Origin of the sequence: Trichocoleus sp. FACHB-591 (assembly GCF_014695845.1) — a bacterium.
GTDB lineage: Bacteria > Cyanobacteriota > Cyanobacteriia > FACHB-46 > FACHB-46 > Trichocoleus.
In genome coordinates this window covers 87875-106464 of the sequence record NZ_JACJPA010000099.1, presented here as the reverse complement: position 1 = coordinate 106464, position 18590 = coordinate 87875, and the positions used below count along the sequence as shown (strand labels likewise).

At 48.0% G+C, this 18590-nt stretch carries 17 protein-coding genes; 9 read left to right on the top strand and 8 right to left on the bottom strand.

Features of this window, described 5'->3' with window-relative positions; all coding sequences use genetic code 11:
- The first annotated feature begins 360 nt into the window (after window positions 1-360).
- A complete protein-coding gene (locus tag H6F90_RS19810; protein ID WP_190441734.1) occupies window positions 361-783 on the top strand; it encodes a hypothetical protein in 423 nt (140 codons plus the stop codon).
- A 249-nt stretch (window positions 784-1032) separates the two neighbouring features.
- Here the strand turns inward: H6F90_RS19810 and H6F90_RS19805 are convergent, their stop codons facing one another.
- Window positions 1033-1314 carry a hypothetical protein gene (locus H6F90_RS19805; protein WP_190553984.1) on the bottom strand — a complete coding sequence of 94 codons (282 nt, stop codon included), beginning with the start codon at window positions 1312-1314 and terminating at the stop codon, window positions 1033-1035.
- 289 nt (window positions 1315-1603) lie between these two features.
- On the opposite strand from H6F90_RS19805, the gene H6F90_RS19800 reads away from it, so the two are divergent.
- The gene (locus H6F90_RS19800; protein ID WP_190553983.1) at window positions 1604-2572 is read left to right on the top strand and encodes an endonuclease/exonuclease/phosphatase family protein; all 969 of its coding nucleotides are present in this window, start codon (window positions 1604-1606) and stop codon (window positions 2570-2572) included.
- Window positions 2573-2612: 40 nt separating this feature from the next.
- Here the strand turns inward: H6F90_RS19800 and H6F90_RS19795 are convergent, their stop codons facing one another.
- Both H6F90_RS19795 and H6F90_RS19790 read right to left on the bottom strand, forming a co-directional pair.
- Window positions 2613-3014 carry a hypothetical protein gene (locus tag H6F90_RS19795; protein WP_190553982.1) on the bottom strand — a complete coding sequence of 134 codons (402 nt, stop codon included), beginning with the start codon at window positions 3012-3014 and terminating at the stop codon, window positions 2613-2615.
- 15 nt (window positions 3015-3029) lie between these two features.
- Window positions 3030-3809: a trypsin-like serine protease gene (locus tag H6F90_RS19790; RefSeq protein WP_199296048.1), complete on the bottom strand. Its 780-nt coding sequence runs from the start codon at window positions 3807-3809 to the stop codon at window positions 3030-3032.
- A gap of 252 nt (window positions 3810-4061) precedes the next feature.
- Here H6F90_RS19790 and H6F90_RS19785 point away from each other — a divergent pair, with 252 nt between their 5' ends.
- Window positions 4062-5771, top strand: a complete 1710-nt coding sequence (locus H6F90_RS19785) for an RluA family pseudouridine synthase (RefSeq protein ID WP_190553981.1) — start codon at window positions 4062-4064, stop codon at window positions 5769-5771.
- On the opposite strand, the gene H6F90_RS19780 is transcribed toward H6F90_RS19785, so the two are convergent.
- Both H6F90_RS19780 and H6F90_RS19775 read right to left on the bottom strand, forming a co-directional pair.
- Entirely contained in the window at window positions 5768-7630 is a 1863-nt protein-coding gene (locus H6F90_RS19780; protein WP_190553980.1) for an AAA family ATPase, read from the bottom strand. The genes H6F90_RS19785 and H6F90_RS19780 overlap by 4 nt on opposite strands.
- 152 nt (window positions 7631-7782) lie before the next feature.
- Entirely contained in the window at window positions 7783-7995 is a 213-nt protein-coding gene (locus H6F90_RS19775; protein ID WP_190553979.1) for a hypothetical protein, read from the bottom strand.
- Between the two features lie 265 nt (window positions 7996-8260).
- On the opposite strand from H6F90_RS19775, the gene H6F90_RS19770 reads away from it, so the two are divergent.
- From H6F90_RS19770 to H6F90_RS19760, 3 genes are all read left to right on the top strand, one after another.
- Window positions 8261-10033, top strand: a complete 1773-nt coding sequence (locus H6F90_RS19770) for an ABC transporter ATP-binding protein (protein WP_190553978.1) — start codon at window positions 8261-8263, stop codon at window positions 10031-10033.
- Between the two features lie 63 nt (window positions 10034-10096).
- Window positions 10097-11854: a hypothetical protein gene (locus H6F90_RS19765; RefSeq protein WP_190553977.1), complete on the top strand. Its 1758-nt coding sequence runs from the start codon at window positions 10097-10099 to the stop codon at window positions 11852-11854.
- A gap of 66 nt (window positions 11855-11920) precedes the next feature.
- Entirely contained in the window at window positions 11921-13702 is a 1782-nt protein-coding gene (locus H6F90_RS19760; RefSeq protein ID WP_190553976.1) for an ABC transporter ATP-binding protein, read from the top strand.
- A 168-nt stretch (window positions 13703-13870) separates the two neighbouring features.
- Here the strand turns inward: H6F90_RS19760 and nudC are convergent, their stop codons facing one another.
- Together nudC and H6F90_RS19750 are read right to left on the bottom strand one after the other, a co-directional pair.
- Window positions 13871-14689 carry an NAD(+) diphosphatase gene (gene nudC / locus H6F90_RS19755; protein WP_190553975.1) on the bottom strand — a complete coding sequence of 273 codons (819 nt, stop codon included), beginning with the start codon at window positions 14687-14689 and terminating at the stop codon, window positions 13871-13873.
- Window positions 14690-14771: 82 nt separating this feature from the next.
- A complete protein-coding gene (locus H6F90_RS19750) occupies window positions 14772-15416 on the bottom strand; it encodes a TVP38/TMEM64 family protein (protein WP_190553974.1) in 645 nt (214 codons plus the stop codon).
- Between the two features lie 205 nt (window positions 15417-15621).
- Between H6F90_RS19750 and H6F90_RS19745 the strand changes: the two genes are divergently transcribed.
- Both H6F90_RS19745 and H6F90_RS19740 read left to right on the top strand, forming a co-directional pair.
- On the top strand, window positions 15622-15846 hold the full coding sequence (locus tag H6F90_RS19745; protein ID WP_190553973.1) for a hypothetical protein: 225 nt from the start codon (window positions 15622-15624) through the stop codon (window positions 15844-15846).
- A 76-nt stretch (window positions 15847-15922) separates the two neighbouring features.
- Window positions 15923-16180, top strand: a complete 258-nt coding sequence (locus tag H6F90_RS19740) for a hypothetical protein (protein WP_190441761.1) — start codon at window positions 15923-15925, stop codon at window positions 16178-16180.
- 58 nt (window positions 16181-16238) lie between these two features.
- Here H6F90_RS19740 and H6F90_RS19735 read toward each other — a convergent pair whose 3' ends face one another.
- Window positions 16239-16964, bottom strand: coding sequence for an SGNH/GDSL hydrolase family protein (locus H6F90_RS19735; RefSeq protein ID WP_199296047.1), 726 nt, complete (start codon window positions 16962-16964; stop codon window positions 16239-16241).
- 211 nt (window positions 16965-17175) lie between these two features.
- Here H6F90_RS19735 and H6F90_RS19730 point away from each other — a divergent pair, with 211 nt between their 5' ends.
- Entirely contained in the window at window positions 17176-18573 is a 1398-nt protein-coding gene (locus H6F90_RS19730; RefSeq protein WP_190553972.1) for a carotenoid oxygenase family protein, read from the top strand.
- Window positions 18574-18590 lie beyond the last annotated feature (17 nt).

Sequence of the window (18590 nt, the reverse complement as noted above, 5' to 3'; positions counted from 1 at the left end):
CTCTCTAACAAAGCCTCAAACTCTTTGGGGGTGAGCCCGGTTAAACTACACAAGGTCTGCGGTTTGGTTCGTAGTTCCGCATATGTCATTTTCATCTACCGACCTCATTCCAGGTGCACGGTATAATTCTAAGTCCTAATTTCCGATAAGGTTTGCTACTTTCTTAGCCTAGCAGTACCTTATTGAGTCTTTAAGAAGGTACCTCACCAGCGAAATTAATGTCGTGCAATTGCATATTAGATAGTGCAATTGTTATCAAGATGCAAGAGTACCCTGAAGGGTACTGCGGTGCCTTAACTAACTTTTCCAGAATAGGAGGTAGTTCAGTCAATATTCTCTTACGTGAAGCAGGAATTTACTATGACTAGAAGAGTTGCAGGCGTTGTTGTGATTGACGGCACTGATGATGAGAGCTGGCCATTCAGTGATGAACGTGGACATCTAGAGCAGGGGGTTGATGTCATTTTGGATGAGGGTCAGCCAGCAGGAATCGTTCAGGTGCCTCACTTACGCTGGGGCGGTGAGTGCCGAGTGGAAGTCGAGCTACGGGCTCAGGTAGTTCAAAAAAATGCGGTTCAAGTCACGGGAACCGCCAAATTATTTGAAGGAACTTCCGAGAATACAGATGACTTGGAAGACCAGCAGCAAGTGAATTTCACCGTTCCCAAAGGTGGCACTCCCACACGTCGTCAGATTAACTTGAGGAGTAGTGGGATTGGGGGTGGCGATCATGCGGAGATCTACCTAACTCTCACTAACTCAATTTATGAAACTCCCGACTAAAAACGAAGAAAAAGGACAAATTTTCGAAGAGTCTGCACTTTTAGAATACCTGCGTGAAAGTGCCAATTGAGACCTTCAGTAGCTGAGCATCATTTAATCCGAACGAATCGTGACGTAAAGTTTGAGAAACGATCGCTCTTCTGAATTAGCGGAGGAGCGATCGTTTTTATTTGGATCGTTTTATTTGAACGGAGGTTAAATGTTATAGGTAAGTGAGCTACTTGCCCGTTGCAATTTCGCAGCACGAGTTTAAACTATGACCGCTTCTTCCAAAGAAGCAGAAGCTGCCGTAGGCAGATTTCTTAAGCCAACCCAAACCTTGTATTCATTTCTCATGCAGGTAATACAAACTTGAGCACCGTGTTCCGACAAACCTATTGCTAAGCCAAAAGCTTTTTGCCTATCTTCAGCCTTATAGGTCGTGCAGAGACGGTACAGCTCGTTGCCAGAGAACATTCCCTCACGGATCTCGTTGTGATGCCAAAACTTAAAGGGATGTACTAGCTCATGGGACAAGACTAAAGGCAACATGAAACCCTAACCAAGCTTCAAACGATTCTCTTCTTTGATAGATCAAGAATGGGAAGTATACATCTATACAAAGAGGGAGTTACTGAGAAGCCCTCGTATGCTCTTGTCTAAAATAGCACTAGCCACAAGGAATACTCGGTACTACCTTAGCGGCGATCGCACCCTAGGGAATGAAAGCGATAGAATACGAAATCTCTTGATTCTGGCTTGTTTTAGTAGAGGGTAAGGTTGGCTAGATAGAGCTTGCAGTAGTTTGCCTTCCCCTTAACTAAATCCGTGTGCTTAACTCATGATCTTTTTCAACTTAGTTCTTTGGATATCGGCGATCGCACTGTTAGGGCTGAGTTTAGTAACTGCTTGGTGGTACAAATTTTGGCTACTTGAGATTTTAGGGACGGGGTACTTGTGGTTTGCTGGAGCCACTCTGTTGCTATGGATCAGTGTGCTGCTGATCAAACCCTTACGACCCAAGCGGGGGCTACAAATTGTGCTAGCGATCGCGTTGATTTTCTATGCTCAATTTACACTAAGCTGGTATATCCCTAGACTCCGGGACATGAAGCCAGGCGGGGCACCTGTAACTGTCATGACTTATAACGTTAACTACCAGTTATGGGATACCACAACTACCGAAAAATTGATCAGAGCTTATCCTGCGGATATTTTTACCTTAGTTGAACCGACTAAAGAGCAAGCGACCGAGCTATGGAATGAAGTTAAAGATCTATATCCTCACTACTACCGAGCCACAGGTGGCAACCTCAGCTTGTTTAGCCGCTATCCCATTCAGGCTGCAAAGACAGACAACCTCCAATCAGCCCATCAAAGTCTCTTTGCTACTCTAGAAATTTCGGGTAAAACCATTCAAGTCGTTGCAGTTCGACCACCTGCGCCTCAAAATAAAAACTATTTTAATCGTCGTAACCAAGTTCTACGGACCTTGGCAGCTTATACGAAACAACAGAAAACACCATTGATTGTGATGGGTGATTTCAATACAACAGCGTGGTCATTTTATTTGCATGAGTTTAGCCAGCGATCGGGACTGCGTAATGCTTCTGTGGGCCATGGTCTGCATCCCACCTGGTATTATGCCACTTCTGCAAAGGCGACTCCCTCAACCCACAAGTTTTTCCAATTCATCAAGGTTCCTCTCGATCATATCTTTGTCAGTCCTAGCATACGAGTTGATCAGGTGATGACAGCACCTCCCGGCGTTTCGGATCATCGTCCCCTGATTGCTAAACTCAGGGTTTGATGTGCAATGGCTGGGAGGACTGGCAGGAACAGAAGGTATGCTACTTTCCGGGCCACCAGTGATATCGCACAGGTGATTGCCCGATTAAAGGTTCGCAGCCAATCCGATTATTGTTTGGATCAAGTCCATAGGGATCAGGCGACAGTACCCGGAAATTGCGATGCGGTATGTCATTACAAGTCAAGCTTGATAATTTTGGTGAAAGACAGATATCAGGATATGCAGGACTGCAATCAGCTTGTGATTGGCTCTGAGCACACAACTGAGTCAGATTAACAATCTGCCCCGCTTCTGTCTGGGCGTAGCAAGTTAAAGAAGCCAAGTTTGCGGGTTCTAGAGGATATTCGGTATTCTCAAAGAGAGAGCGACCAGAAGCAGCTTCAGGGCAGGCTAGGAGCGCGATCGCAGATAAGCTAGTAGCTAAGTTTAAACATTTCAGCATTGCATCTACCTAGTTTTAAGGCAGCGTTACATAGTTTTTCAAGAAGTTACGAGCTGATTCTGTATCGAGTCGGTAGGTGACATTCGTGGCTCGGCAGACGGAGTCTCCAGAGACGGTTATCGCAGCGACAACATTTGTAGCACCCAGGAAATTAGGTCCACCGGAGTCGCCAAAACAAGCACCACCATCCCCTGTAGCGGGATTTTGTGACATGCGGAGTACCGTAGGGTTAATGGCACTAAAGCTGGAAGTAGAAACCATGCGCAAATTGCTGCCACCAAAGCTTGGTTGCCCACCACCTACTTGCCGTTCTAAAGATCCATAGCCTACTGCCGTAAATTTTTTGTCCTTTAAACCATTTTTAGCAGCTTCTTGGTCAAAGAAACCTGCTGTCGGTAATTGAGCAGGGGTGATTCCAGTAACTGGTTGATCTAGCTCAATAACTCCAATATCCCCCGTATCCGATTGGCTCTTGTTGTAGCCCGGATTGATATGCATTTTCCCTGGAAAGCGAGTGGCACCCTCCGTCAGATCGGAGTCAAAGGAGACAAATGCTTGAGTGATGCCACGGGACTCAGCTGCTTCAATACAGTGGGATGCGGTTAAAAAAATCTTGGGAGAAATGAGCGTTCCTGAGCAAATTGCACGGAGTCCTCTTCCCGCGTCTACCATCATGGCACCTACATTCGGATGTCCATTGCCATCTGGTTCACCGTAGGTAATGGCTTGGGCAGGGGCGATCGCAAGCAATAAAATTCCTAAAGTCTGGGCACAGGTAAGGATGTTTCTTGGCACAGGATTTCCTCAAAATTGATGAAGTGATTCAATGCTCTTTAGCTTTTCAGCCGGGGAGCTGGGCTTGTAGATTGCATCTATCTCGTTGGGTTTATTATCACGATGCTAGTTGAGCGATTGCCTCCTCCAACTGCATGAGAGATTTTTCATCCTGTAAGGTTAAATACTTCTGGGTTACATGACGCTTTAGAGTAATAGAGGGAAACAGGCTAATTTCTCTTTCCTCAGGAGGCAGTAGCTTTAGCACCAGATATGGCGGTTTTGCATAGACTCTCGAATTTTATTGACAACAATGTTGTGATCGGTAATGTCATTCCCAGCTATTGGTATGAGGGGCGTTGTCCTCAAAGTGCTACTTGGTTGAGATTACCTCGTACCTCCTCAGCAGAAGCGATCGCTTTTGGTCTGATGCAACAGCTAGCCAAGGATACGGTTTACTCGCATGAGGGCAAAATGTATGGGGTGCTATTGGTAGAACTGCCATCCAGAGAACAGCGAGTTCTGAAAGCTTTTTCTGGGTTGCTGAACGGTCAAGGTCAAGTTGAAGGATGGGTGCCTCCAATTTCTGGGCGTGATCAAGTAGCAATGGTAGAAGTTCAGACAGTGAGGGAGCTAGATACCCTGAAACAGGAGATCATCACTCTGCAAGAATTGCCAGAACGGAGACAGTACCAACAGTTATGTCAGGACTGGGAACGACGCTTCGAGAGGATGAGCGATCGCCATCAAAAACACAAACAACAACGGAAAGAGAAACGCCAAATTTTCTCGGAGACACTGATTGGCAAAGATCTCGCGATCGCGCTGCAACAACTCGATGAAGCCAGCCGCCAAGATGGGATAGAACGACGACAGCTTAAACGGGAAAGAGATGTGGCGTTGCGATCGCTGCAACAGGTAGTGTCAACAGCAGACAGTAAAATAGGAGAACTGAAACAACAGCGTAAAGCTCTATCTCATCAACTGCAAACCCAAATGCAGCAGGCTTATTATTTGACCAATTTTGCTGGGCAATCTCTCTCCTTAGAACAATTGGTGTTGGGGTCTGCTCCGATGGGAACCGGAGACTGCTGTGCGCCTAAGTTACTGCATTATGCAGCCACTCACAATCTCAAGCCCTTAGCAATGGCGGAGTTTTGGTGGGGGCCAGCGTCGGTTAGCGGAGATAAAGTTCAGGGAGAGTTCTATGGTGCTTGTGCAGAGCGATGTCAGTTATTAATGGGATTTCTCCTCGCAGGATCTACTATAAGCCCCCCCAACCCCCCAATAGTGGAGGGAACAAAACAGCTAATTTTCCCCAGTGTGAAAGGGGTAGGGGAACCGAATGCAGAGAGTTTAACTATTCTCTACGAAGATCAGTGGCTAATTATTGTTGATAAACCTGCGGGACTGCTCTCTGTACCCGGACGCTATCGCGATCGCCAGGATAGTGTGCTCAGTCGCTTACGGTATCTCCTGCCAGATGGTGCAGCACTTTTGCCTGTGCATCGGTTGGATCAGGACACTTCAGGGATTTTGGTGCTGGCTCGTGATCCAAAAACACATCGACAATTAAGCCAGCAGTTTCAAGCGCAGCAAGTGCAGAAGGTTTATGAGGCAGTCTTAGCGGGTCTCGTTGCCAGGGGGCAGGGTGTGATTGAGCTGCCGTTGTGGGGAGATCCTAGCGATCGCCCTTATCAAAAAGTAGATTGGCAGCAGGGTAAACTGAGCATCACCCGCTTTCGCGTTATAGCGAGAGAAGGAGATCATACTCGTCTAGAGTTTTTTCCAGTGACAGGACGGACCCATCAGCTCAGGGTGCATGCGGCTGATCTACAAGGATTGGGGATACCAATATTGGGCGATCGCCTATATGGATGCAACGCAGATTCTAAGCGATTACATCTCCATGCCAGAAAGCTCCGCCTCCAGCATCCCCAATCTGGCAAAACGCTACATCTAAAATCTGAAACTCCTTTTTAGAGGGTTTGTCGTTGTTCGCAAAGTCGCTGATGAGCCGCAGTGAAATCGTCGGTTGTGATTTGAATACGAGTGGGGTCAGTAAGACCTTGCTTGCGATAGCGACGGATGGCTTCTAGAGCGGCTTGGTTGCTTAACAAAGTGAGGTCAGCGCCATTCCAACCCTCGGTTTGGGTAGCCCAGTGAGCTAGATTTACTTCAGCTAAGGGGCGATCGCTGTTGTGAACTTGCAAGATGGCGAGACGACTGGCTTGATCGGGTAAATCAACCTTCAGTTGTAAGTCTAGGCGGCCCGATCGCAATAAGGCAGGGTCTAGAGCTTCTGGACGATTCGTGGCTCCTATCAGCAGAACATTGGGGCATTCGTGCAGACCGTCTAGTTCCGTGAGGAGTTGACCAACGACGCGATCGCTGACGCCTGAATCTCCAAAACTGCCTCTGGCTGGGGCTAGTGTGTCAATCTCATCAATAAAGACCACACAGGGAGCGGCTTGTCGGGCTTTGGTGAACAGTTCCCGCACTGCTTGTTCGGAAGCACCGACCCACTTGCTCAGCAGTTCCGGGCCGTTAACTGCAATAAAGTTAGCACGGGCTTGAGAGGCCACTGCTTTAGCCAGCATGGTCTTACCTGTGCCTGGAGGCCCCCAGAGCAGGATACCGCGTGGCGCTTTGGCTTTGGTGCGTTGGTAGAGTTCGGGATAGAGCAGTGCTCCCTCAACCGATTCTTGTAGGGTTTGCTTCAGGCTCTCCAGCCCACCGATCGCATCCCAGGAGACATTGGGTGCTTCTACCTCCACCGATCGCAAGACCGCTGGCTTGATCTCCTTAATCGCCTGGAGAAAATCTGCTTGGGATACCGTCAAGTTTGCAGAAATAGGACCATCTAAAGCAGGTGCATGTCGCCGCAGGGCAGTATAAGCAGCCTTTTGGCATAACGCTTTCAGGTCGGCGCCCACCATGCCTACAGAGAGATCCGCGATCACCACCAGATCTACTGATCGCTCTAGCGGCATGGTCTGACTTAAGATCCTGAGAATCTCTAACCGTCCCACTCGGTTGGGCACACGGAATTGCACTTCTCGGTCAAAGCGTCCCGGACGGCGTAGGGCAGGATCAAGATGATCGGGGCGATTGGTAGCAGCGAGAACAATCACGCCCTTACTCTTGGCAAAACCATCCATCAAGCTCAGCAGTTGGGCAACTACCCGCTTTTCCACCTCTCCTTCTACCTTGGCGCGATCGGGAGCGAGGGTGTCAATCTCGTCAATGAAGACAATGCAGGGAGCCGATCGAGCGGCTTTCAAGAAAATGCTTCGCAGGCGCGCCTCGGCTTCCCCGTAGTACTTGCCCATCACTTCCGGGCCGACGATCGCAATGTAGTTCACCTCTAGCTCTTGGGCCAGGGCACGGGCTGTCAGCGTTTTGCCTGTACCGGGAGGTCCAGCTAGCAGCACTCCCTTAGGTGGCTCCAATCCCAACGAAGTCAGCAAATCTGGACGTTTCAGCGGTAGCTCAACTAACTCTCGCAGTTCTCTAATCACCTCAGACAAACCGCCCACACCTGCCAAAGAGACAGGGGCAACGCTACCAGCTGGGGGAGGTGTAATAATGACTTCGTCCGTCGTCGAGGATGGCGGAGGTGAAGTAGGTCTGGACTGGACTCGACTCGCAGAAGTAGAGTTTTGACGCTCAGCCGGGGCTTCTCTGCTACTTTCGGAGGTGGAGCTTTTGGTAGAGCTACGCCGCACCTCTGCCTGGAACTCTTCCGGCTCAGCTCTGCCTTCCAGCGTTCTGACAATCTCTAACAGACCCTCAAATCCTTGATCTAAGAGGTCTTCAAATTCTTTGAGTAGGTCATCCATAAATTTTTGTCCGCATCGCGGGCGGGGGCTGGCTGGAAAGTGGCTGGAGAAAGTGGGCAATTGCTTCCCACCCGCTCGGTGTTCTCAGGGGTGCTTCCAGTATAGACATCCCAGTTCGGAGCAGATTGACGAGTGTGTAGGGGTCGTTACACTTAGGCGTGATGCCCTAAACTTAGCGACCTGAACACTTGATAAAGCAGGGTGAGAACAATGGGAATAAGGATGGGGATGGCGACCAGCAACCCTTGTTTGCCAAAGCGGATTTCTTGGCCATCGGCTTTGAGCACAGCCACAACAGCCACAATGCCCATAATTACCCAGACAAAACCAAACACAATAAAGAAGGTGAATGGAATATCCTGCATACTCTGCTCCTATGTTTTTTGGCTCACTTCTCTAGCGATTTACTTCTAGGCTAGCTTTGAGACCAAGGTTTGCCCTCCTCCCGTCGATACGCTAGCTTCGCTCATAGATTTTCTGGCCTAGAGGGGCGATCGCCTGAGCTCAAATTTAGGAGAGAACTAGTAGAAAATCCGTCGAATGGTGATTCAGGATTAATCTAAATCAGCAGAAAATTTTCAAAGGCATCATTCAACAAAAACTGCCTGAAGCAACAGTCAAGGAGTTCTATTGGCGCTCTCACCAGACTTTCGAGAACCCTCATTGCCGCACCCGCTCCAGCGAGTCTTGGGCAGTTTAAGTGCTTACCGCTGGACTGCGATCGGTGCTTTGTTCAGCACCCTACTCCTGACCGCTGCCTATGCGGTGACGCCTCAACTATTTCGTTGGGGCATTGATGCAGGGATTGCTCAGAGAAATTTGCGGGTAGTTCTCTATAGTGCGGGCTGGATGGTGGGGGCCGCGATCGCCAGAGGTTTATTTAACTTTGGTCAAAGCTTTTGGGCAGAGGCAGCGTCTCAAGGTGTGGCCTACGATCTGCGGAATAAAATTTTTAGTAAGATTCAAAACCTCAGCTTCAGCTATCACGACCAATCGCAAACTTCACAACTACTGACTCGCGTTACCAGTGATATTGAGCAAATCCGCACGTTTTTAAGCACCAGCTTGATGCAGGTCATTAGTGCGATCGTGACATTGGTGAGCGTCGCTGTAATTTTGCTGCTGATGAATTGGCGACTAGCACTGATTACGCTGACTGTGGTGCCGATGGCGGGATGGCTGATGGCCCAATTCCTCAGCAAAACGAGTAGCTTATTTGGGCAAGTGCAACAGCAACTCGGTGATTTGAACGCAGTATTGCAGGAGAACTTGTTTGGCGTGCGAGTGGTGAAAGCGTTTGTGCGTGAGTCTACCGAAACGGCACGCTACACAACGCTGAATGACGCTTTGGTCAAGACCAATATGAAGACCATTCGCGCCATTCACGACACGTTTCCTTTTATCTTTTTGCTGAGTAATTTAGTCACCGTAGTTGTCGTGGGCTACGGCGGTGCAGCGGTGATTGGTGGGCGCTTCTCGATTGGAGAACTAGTCGCGTTCAACTCCTACTTGCTCCTAATTCTGCAACCGATTCTGTTGATTGGTTTTGCCGCTCCTGCGATCGCTCAGGCTGCTGCTTCGGCAGAACGAGTATATGAGGTAGTAGATGCCAAAATTGAGATCCGCGATCGCCCCCATGCCAGCTTGTTTGACAGTTGCGTGGGCAGAATCACGTTTGAGCATGTTTTCTTCCGTTATCCCGGAGCTACAACCGAGGCTCTAAAAGGCGTTTCTTTTGAAACCAAACCCAAAGAACTGATTGCAATTTTGGGCATGACGGGTTCTGGTAAAAGCACCATCATGAACCTGTTACCGCGCTTCTATGATGTCACCTCTGGCTCAATCCGGATTGATGGTCGAGATGTGCGAGACTTCACCCTGGAGAGTTTGCGATCGCACATTGGCATTGTTTTCCAAGAAACCACCCTATTCTCTGGCACTCTCTACAAAAACATTGCCTATGCCAAACCAGATGCAACTCTAGAAGAAGTGATTGAGGTGGCAAAAACCGCCCAAATGCACGACTTTATCACCAGCTTACCGGATGGCTACGAAACCATTGTGGGAGAACGTGGCGTGGGCTTGTCGGGAGGCCAAAAACAACGGATTGCGATCGCCCGAACTCTCCTGACTGACTACAAAATCCTCATCCTAGATGACAGCACCTCTGCCGTCGATGCCAAAACTGCCGCCCAGATCCAAACGGAACTCGACAACCTGATGCGGCAAAAAGCTTGCACAACTTTTGTGATCGCCCAACGCATTAGTACCGTTCAGAATGCCGATCGCATTTTACTCATGGATAAAGGAAGACTAATGGCGCAGGGAACCCATGAGGAATTGATGTGTAACAGTCCACTGTATGGAGCGATTTTAGAATCCCAAGTAAAGCATTTAAACTAATAGTCATCGTTTTTTGTTAAGTAATTTCTTGTGGAGAACTAAAAAATAAAGGGATAGCCGTATATGTTCTTTTCTCAAGAATACAGAATCAGTAAGATTGTAGAACATGATTGGTTTGACGCAAGACTTGATGATGATACAAAACTTTTTATAGATCCGTTTCTAATATTTGAAACAGATGTTCCACACTTTAGAAATACGCGTAATAAGTTTGTTGACTTCTTTAAGGTAGCTTTTGACCTTGCCATTAAGACGAAAGGCTCTGAATTACACCCTGCATACAAAAAACTTAAAAATATGTTGACTTTCCCTGAGGTTCCAGAGTTGTGTCTTGGATACTCTCAAGGAAGTACCTCAGGCTCAGGAACAGGTGGTGGTTTTGCGACGATACTTGCTGGAGGAATTTTGGATGCCATTTCACTGGGAAGAATGAGCCTGAATCACTTTGAGGAATTAGAGATTTTTACGACTGGAATCGGAAAAGACAGGGTTAGCGATGTTACTGCAAATATTTTGAAACAAGAGTTTATTCAATACACAAAACAAATATGTGATGAACTAAATATTCCAACCAGAAATTTTCATATCAAAAACATTCATTTTGACGAGAGGAACCTACGCTGGAACAGTGCCTACTATCGCCTTCCTCAAAATCCTTATCGTCTTAAGCAAGCAGTGATTTTAGTGCCATCCTCCTTTTTGCGCCTAAGTCCTGCGATTAGTTCTACTGGTTTCATGGATTATATCTGGGAATACAAGGATGAAGAGATAAGGAATGACTTGAATTATTTGATATATGAAGAAATAAAAGAAAAGATCAAGAAAAAAGATTTAGAAGAAGGTGAGGAATTTGTAGAAGAGGAAACTAAAAAGAGAAATCTCAAAACAAAATCAATTTCTGTTCAGATTGCCAAGAAACATCCTGAATGGATAGATGAGTTCATAGATCACATAGAAAATGAAGTTGAAATCCTACCATATGATTTAGAGCAGGATAAAAGTAGATTATACCAACCGCATAAGACTACAGCAGAAAAAGTTGCTGAGAAAACCACAAACTTTATATATTCCAACCCTCTGCAACTGACGGCAATAGATTCTAGAACCTTTCTTGATTCTATTAACATGATGATTGAGCAATATCGAGTATTCATTGAGGAGAATGCTGGTTGGGAACTGCTTTGGAATGAGAAACGAAGCTTGCAGACTAAGAAAAAATCTGAAGAGGAGTACGAGGAATCAAAAAAAATACAAAGTAGTGATAATCAGCATCTTAATAAGGATAGTAACGCGGCCCTTGATATTCAGCCCGATACTGCTTCCCAAGTAAGCTTCTCTGATTCTTTAAATGAACTGGATGAGCAAAAAGAAGATTTGGATGATTCTAATAATAGAAATAATGGCAAGAAAAAAGAAGAGCGCGTACCTAAAAAGGAAAATGCAGCTCAAATCACCTTTGTTTCGGTAGTCAGAAGCTACTGTCAGGCGAATAATATTGATTTAACTAGAGAAGCGAATATTGGTAGAGGACCTGTAGACTTTAAATTTTCGTCTGGATATAGCGATCGTGCTCTTTTAGAAGTGAAGCTTGCAAGCAATCCAAAGTTATTGAAAGGTTTAGAGAGCCAACTTACTACTTACCTGAGAGCAGAACAAATTAAGTATGGCTACTACTTGATCATATTTCACTACAAAGAAGACCTAAAGAAAATTGAGGAGGTTCGCGAGTCTATTGATGTAATAGCAGAAAGATATGCAGTTGATTTAAAACTGATTGCAATAGATGCAAGTTTGGAAAAACCTTCAGCTTCTACTTTGTAATTAAACTCAAAACACAAACCTTGGAAACTGTTTTCTGAAAATGTAGAGTGAAGTTAGAGGAAATTAATGAAAAGTGCAGAGCCAATTGTCGCAGCGGAGCAAAAGGCGAGCCGTCAGCTCTCAACCTTGCAGCGCTTTCTGCAATATCTCCGACCTTATAAAAAAGAGGTTCCGATCGCTCTCCTTTTAGTAGCGATCGGTGCTGCAACTCAGTCTATTGGTCCCTTTCTCATTGGTTGGTCAATTGACAACCTCATCATCCAAGGAAATCTATCAGGATTGCTGTTGATGTTAGCATTGCTAGCGTTAATTTATATCCTGGGCATCACAGCGATCCGAGGTCAGATCTTGCGGGTGGGCTGGATTATGCAGCGGTTGCTGGGTCAACTTCGCCAAGATATTTTCACCAAGATTCAGAGTCTCCCGATCAGCTTTTTCGATCGCAGTGAAGCGGGTGATTTGATGAGCCGTCTGCTAAATGATGTGAACACCGTGAATCAGGCATTTGGCCAGACGATCGCGCAAATGCTGGGTAACACATTCAGCTTGTTCGGCATCATTATTGCCATGTTCTCGATCAACTTCAAGCTAGGGTTATTGAGTAATTTGGCAGTGCCCCTGATGATCTTTACCACTAGCTTTTTTGCGCGCTGGGCCAGAGCTAGGTTCCGCGTCACCCGTCAGACCATTGGCGATCTCTCGGCCAAGTTAGAAGAAGGCATCACCAGTGTCCGAGAAGCCCAAGCCTTTAACCGTGTAGAGTTGAATATTGCAGAGTTTGATTTGGTAAATGCGGCTAACCGGGATGCCAATGTCCAAGCGGTCGCGATTACTGCGGCGTTTCTCCCCTCCATCGATTTTCTCAATACCTTGGCGACGGCTGCGGTATTGGCCTATGGCGGTTACTTAGCAGTAACGGGAGCCGCCACCGTGGGAGTAGTGACGGCTTTCTTGCTGTATGTGCAGCAGTTCTTTCGCCCTATTCAAATTCTCAGCCAATTCTACACACAAGCGCAATCAGCCCTAGCAGGTTTGGAGCGAATCTTTTTGCTACTCGATGAACCCTCTCAACTCCAGGACGCTCCTGACGCGACAGAAATGCCATCGATTCAGGGAGAAGTGGCTTTTGAAAATGTCGCCTTCGGTTATAGCCCCAATCAATTAGTGCTGAAGGAAGTCAATCTCTGTGCAAAACCAGGCCAAATGATTGCTTTGGTGGGGCCAACGGGAGCCGGGAAGAGTACAATTATTAACTTGATTCTGCGCTTCTATGATGTGACGGGTGGGGCAGTCAAAATTGATGGAGTAGATATCCGCAGTGTTACCCAAGCCAGCCTGCGTCGTCAGATTGGCATCGTTTTGCAAGACAATATTCTCTTCAGCGGCACTGTAGCAGAGAACATTGCTTTTGGTTCTCCTCATGCGACTCAAGCAGATATTGAAGCTGCTGCTCAACTCGCGAATGTGCATGAGTTTGTCATCTCCCTACCGCAGGGATACTCGACTCAATTAGGAGAGCGAGGAGCACCGCTCAGCCAAGGACAACGGCAACTAGTCAGTATTGCTCGCGCTGTCTTGATCGACCCCCGAATTCTAATTCTTGATGAAGCCACTAGCAGCATTGACACCCGCACTGAAGCTTTAGTCCAAGATGCGATCGCCCGTCTCCTAAAGGGTCGTACCAGTTTCGTGATCGCCCATCGCCTCAGCACTGTCACCCAAGCCGATCAAGTTCTAGTGATTCAGCAGGGACAAATTGTAGAATCTGGCACTCATGCCGAACTAATCGCTCAACAAGGTATCTACGCCAACCTCTACGCCCTTCAACTCGGTGCACCTACAGCCTGATCAGTACTGATCAATGTATTGATCTAAGCTGCATAATTTAAGTAGCGGTCAGGAACGGTGCTGCCATGACGATTGATCTCGACCGCATTGATGCCATTCAAGACTACGATGAGGCGATCGCGAGCTTAGAAGCATTTGTTGCAGAGCTGACCAGAGAATTTGCTAGGTCTAGGGTGTGGTAACAAACCAATCAATCAGCTTACGAGCAATGCTTGGCTTGGACGGAACTGGAGGCAAGTTGCGTTTATGAAACCAAGCGGCATCAGTTAACTCTTCTGGTTGCATGACGATCTCGCCACTGACGTAGGTAGCCGTGAAGCCAATCATCAAGGAGTTGGGGAAGGGCCAAGGCTGCGATCCAAAATAACGGATATCCTTGATCTCAATGCCCACTTCTTCTCGTACTTCTCGCGCTACAGTCTCTTCCAATGACTCTCCTGGTTCTACAAATCCAGCTAGCACACTGTACATGTTGGATGGAAAGCGAGGAGCCCGCGCAAGGAGTACTTCATCGCCACGCGAGATCAGGACAATCACGGCGGGAGAGAGACGCGGGTAATTCGTTAAACTGCATTTAGGGCAACGCTTTACTCGCTCGGTAGGTAGTTGAGTCGTGGGAGTGCCACAGCAACCACAATACTGATGGGTCCGATCCCACTCCATGATCTGGATTGCTCGACTGCTCACGCCATATAGCTCTTCGCCTAAAGCACCATATAGCTCGCGGAGCCCTCGCACAGCCATATTCTCTGGGATTGCTGTTTCTTGGGGAAGTTCTGCGGAGTAGCAAGGCTCACCATCTAGGGTGCCGAGAAACTGAGTCCGCACAGGCACTAAGCCGATTGCCGCCAAGTTGATCAGGTGGGGGGGTATGGTGTGAGTACCATTGATCTGAACCAATAATTTGTTACCCAGAAACGCAAACCACCAAGCAGGGCTAGATTGAACTTCGGGGGCAGCAGTACCAGGAATGAACGTTCGATGCATAACAGGAGCACATTACGGCCTCTATCCTATCACTGCGATCGCGATGACCTAGCACTCTGAACTAACACGCTACTATGAACTACTATGAATTGGATGAATCAGGCTGTCGTTGCACCACCGCAGTCACAATGCCAATCCCGAACGCTGCGAGGAGAGCAAAACCTAAAAGTAATTGGCTATCCTCGAAGATACCTGCGCCCGCTGCCACCCAAAGCGGTTTAGCGACGAGAATGCTGAAGACTAAAGCCAGCAAATAGCTGTGCCAGCGCACTTGAGTCAGGCCAACGCCGTAGGCAGCAAAATCAAATAAGCCAGTCATAAGAAAACCCGTCATCAGGAAAAAGTTGCGCTCTAAATGGCGTTGAGCCAGACGATCGACTTTCTCCATAAATTGCTGCCCGACAAATCGCTCCACCAAGCTGCGTCCATAACGACGGGCAATGTAGAAATTGAAGGTACAAGAAGCTAAATCTGCTAAGGCTACAATCAGCAGCCCTTCAGCAAAGCCAAACAGGCCGCCTGCCAAAATGGCGTAGGCCGTTCCCGGCAGCACTGGCAAGATGATGCTAGTAAAGCGCAGTGCAAATACGATCGCAGGTGCCCAAACTCCAAATTGATCCACCTGCTGACGAATTCGCTCAATTCCCACTTGGTTGAGTAGGCCGATCGCTAAAACAATCAGAACTCCGATTAGCACCCAGCGCAGTAGGTTGATCCATTTGTTCATACAGCGTTCCCTTCTCAGACTTTACATGGTGGCATAAAAGCACCCTGGATCGGACTGAAAGCGCGATCACTAAGATGAGCCGCTCGGAGGATTTATGAGAAAGGGTAAGCCGCCTATGTTGATTTGTGACATCTGCAACAGAAAGTTGATGCGACATCGGAAATCATGTTAATTATAAAGAAAATCTTAAGGGGTGGAGGATGCAATGATGACTCCTAAAATGATGCGTCAGCTCTGGAGCTTAGTGGACACGACACAAGTCAGCACTCTGCTGCAATTTGATGATTCTGCCTTGGCGCAGTTACTCCTCAAGCAGCTCACCGCAGAGCAGCCCATTGATGCTCAAACAGCCAGCAGCCTCAATACTTATATTCAAGCGAAGTTGCCTTTAATTCGTGATACCGCTGAAAGCCGCCTCTGTGCTCGGTAAAGTCATTCATTGGCGTTTGCGACAACAGCACCGATTATCCAGCTCCTTTGCGGACTTCATTTAAATAAATATATTTATGCATTCCTGGTTCGGCGTCGCTTTGGTAGCGTATTTGATCGGAGCCGCGATCGAAGGAATTACTACTGCCAACCAGCTCTCCCATTTGGTTCCAGAACTCTTAAAAGGTACACAAGAGAAGCCCGCAGAGTGTCCTGAAACACCTGTAGAAGTTTTACAAGTTTTTTTAGTCATTACCGCTGTCAGTGTGGGTGGAGCCTTTTTCTGGCCCTGTCGCTTGTTGCACCGCTCTATCAAAGAACAACATCACAGCTAGGCCCGCCCATACTGGGTTGGAGTAGAAACATGCTGGGCTAGAAACAGTAAGGCTCAACTCAAGATTTACCCAAAACATAGGGCAGAAAAGCCCGCCGAACTTCCGAAGCTCCCCGTAAACTTGGCTCGATGGTGGCGGTGAACCATGAGGGGTCACCCGTCAAAAAGTGAGCATGGATGTCTACTAACTGCCCATAGCGCGTCGCAATTTCTTGGATAGCTGTGTTGATGCGTCGAAGATTAGTGCGGGCGATCGCCGGATCAACTCCTGAAAAGTTGCGCTGATCATCTCCTAGAGTGGGGTCGTACACATTACCTAACAAAATCGGACGAATCGGCAACTGTTGCACAAAGGTGTCAAGGTCATTAGCAAATGTGGTGATCCCTGGACCTGAATCGCGAATTAGTCCTCCTAACAAATCATTGCCACCAATGGTAATCAACGCGATCGCTTCACCTTCAGCCTGTAATCCCTGCACCTGAGATGGTAGCCATCTGACGGTTGCCCCATCCTCAGCTCGATGCTCCAGGCGAGCCGTTCCTTGCGACTGCAAATCCTGACCTTGGAATTCGGGAAACAGGCGATCGTCATTACGCACTAGCAGTTGCCCCGGATGCACTCCGTACTCGTTGTACCGCCCACAATCTAAAATCGAATCGCCAAAGGTGTAGAGAGTTACCATTGCTTGCTCACGCCTAACACAACCAAGAAGAGCCAGAACTCCTGCCTCTCCAGCGATCGCCTGGATAAACTGTCGTCGCGTCGAGCGAAATGGAGCCATCATACTCTCCTCCAGATTGACCGTAACATGGGAGGTAAAAAAGGAGATTGATCAGAAGATAGATTTATCCGCGTCACGCCCAGTTATTACTACACTGGATGATTAGAGAAATGAGCATCTATCTACGAGGATCACACTATTGCAATCACAAGGGCGATCGCAGACTATGGCAAGTTTTTGTTAGAACAGAGTAGCAGGCTCATTTTTAGGTTCCATGACTGCCACAGGCATCAACCCTTATCTAGCTGGCAACTTTGCCCCGATCCGTAGCGAAATTACTGTCGAAGACCTCCCAGTGCTGGGAGAACTTCCGGCTGATCTCAGCGGCATGTTTGTCCGCAATGGCCCCAACCCACAATTTCCGCCCCTTGGTCGCTACCATTGGTTCGATGGAGACGGCATGTTGCACGGGGTACAGATTCAAAATGGTAAAGCCAGCTACCGCAACCGCTACGTCCGCACGATGGGATATGAAGCCGAGCGAGCAGCAGGCAAAGCCTTGTGGGGTGGCATGTTGGAACCCACACCTCTCGATAATCCCTATGGCCCTGTCAAGAACGCTGCTAATACTGCCCTAGTCTGGCATCGCGATCGCCTACTCGCCACTTGGGAAGGTGGTGCACCCCACGCCGTTACGGTACCTGAGCTAGACACCATTGGCCCCCATACCTACCAGGGCAAACTCACCTCTGCCGTCACCGCTCATCCCAAAGTAGACCCCGTAACAGGCGAAATGCTGTTCTTTGGCTACTCTCTCTTCCAGCCGCCCTATTTGAGATACAGTGTTGTTTCTCCTGAAGGGGAACTGGTTCGGACCGTTCCGATTGACTTGCCTGTGGGTGTGATGATGCATGACTTTGCCATCACTGAGCACTACACGATTTTTCTTGATCTACCAATGGAGTTTCGTTTAGAACGGATGCAACAGGGACAACCTCCCTTGGTATTTCGACGCGATCGCCCTAGTCGCTTTGGCATCCTGCCCCGTCATGGAGACAACAGTTCTATTCGTTGGTTTGAAGCTCCCAGCTGCTATATCTTCCACACGCTCAATGCTTATGAATCCGGCGATGAAGTGATTTTACTGGCCTGTCGGATGAGCGAGGTAGATGTCCTCGGTGCTGCCGATTCACCTATGCATGACGAGAGTGACCTCTCTCAGGATGATTCTGCTGCTCCTTGTCTGTATTGTTGGCGCTTCAACCCCAAAACAGGTGAGGTTCATGAGGAGAAAGTGAGCGAGCTCCCTGGCGAATTTCCTCGGATTAACGAGCACTATACAGGCCGCCCAAACCGCTATGGTTATTTAGCGAAAAGCGCTCAGGGTTCTATGCCCCGGTTCGATGGTTTCATTAAATATGACTTCACGACTGGAGCGACCCAAGTTCATGAATTTGGCAGAGGACGTTATGGCGGAGAAGGTGTCTTTGTACCCCGACCTGACGCTACGGCTGAGGATGATGGCTGGCTGATGACCTATGTGCATGACCAGACCACAGACACCTCCGAATTAGTGATGATTAACGCTCAGGATTTCGCTGGAGAACCTGTTGCCCGTATCCCTCTACCGCAGCGAGTCCCCTACGGGTTTCATGGCATTTGGGTTCCATAAACTCGTTAGCTCTGGCT

Bases quoted from the DNA above. Each gene is read 5' to 3' on its own strand.
- H6F90_RS19810 (WP_190441734.1), top strand. From the start codon at position 361: ATGACTAGAAGAGTTGCAGGCGTTGTTGTGATTGACGGCACTGATGAT.
- H6F90_RS19805 (WP_190553984.1), bottom strand. From the start codon at position 1,314: ATGTTGCCTTTAGTCTTGTCCCATGAGCTAGTACATCCCTTTAAGTTT.
- H6F90_RS19800 (WP_190553983.1), top strand. From the start codon at position 1,604: ATGATCTTTTTCAACTTAGTTCTTTGGATATCGGCGATCGCACTGTTA.
- H6F90_RS19795 (WP_190553982.1), bottom strand. From the start codon at position 3,014: ATGCTGAAATGTTTAAACTTAGCTACTAGCTTATCTGCGATCGCGCTC.
- H6F90_RS19785 (WP_190553981.1), top strand. From the start codon at position 4,062: ATGGCGGTTTTGCATAGACTCTCGAATTTTATTGACAACAATGTTGTG.
- H6F90_RS19780 (WP_190553980.1), bottom strand. From the start codon at position 7,630: ATGGATGACCTACTCAAAGAATTTGAAGACCTCTTAGATCAAGGATTT.
- H6F90_RS19775 (WP_190553979.1), bottom strand. From the start codon at position 7,995: ATGCAGGATATTCCATTCACCTTCTTTATTGTGTTTGGTTTTGTCTGG.
- H6F90_RS19765 (WP_190553977.1), top strand. From the start codon at position 10,097: ATGTTCTTTTCTCAAGAATACAGAATCAGTAAGATTGTAGAACATGAT.
- H6F90_RS19760 (WP_190553976.1), top strand. From the start codon at position 11,921: ATGAAAAGTGCAGAGCCAATTGTCGCAGCGGAGCAAAAGGCGAGCCGT.
- nudC (WP_190553975.1), bottom strand. From the start codon at position 14,689: ATGCATCGAACGTTCATTCCTGGTACTGCTGCCCCCGAAGTTCAATCT.
- H6F90_RS19750 (WP_190553974.1), bottom strand. From the start codon at position 15,416: ATGAACAAATGGATCAACCTACTGCGCTGGGTGCTAATCGGAGTTCTG.
- H6F90_RS19745 (WP_190553973.1), top strand. From the start codon at position 15,622: ATGATGACTCCTAAAATGATGCGTCAGCTCTGGAGCTTAGTGGACACG.
- H6F90_RS19740 (WP_190441761.1), top strand. From the start codon at position 15,923: ATGCATTCCTGGTTCGGCGTCGCTTTGGTAGCGTATTTGATCGGAGCC.
- H6F90_RS19735 (WP_199296047.1), bottom strand. From the start codon at position 16,964: ATGATGGCTCCATTTCGCTCGACGCGACGACAGTTTATCCAGGCGATC.
- H6F90_RS19730 (WP_190553972.1), top strand. From the start codon at position 17,176: ATGACTGCCACAGGCATCAACCCTTATCTAGCTGGCAACTTTGCCCCG.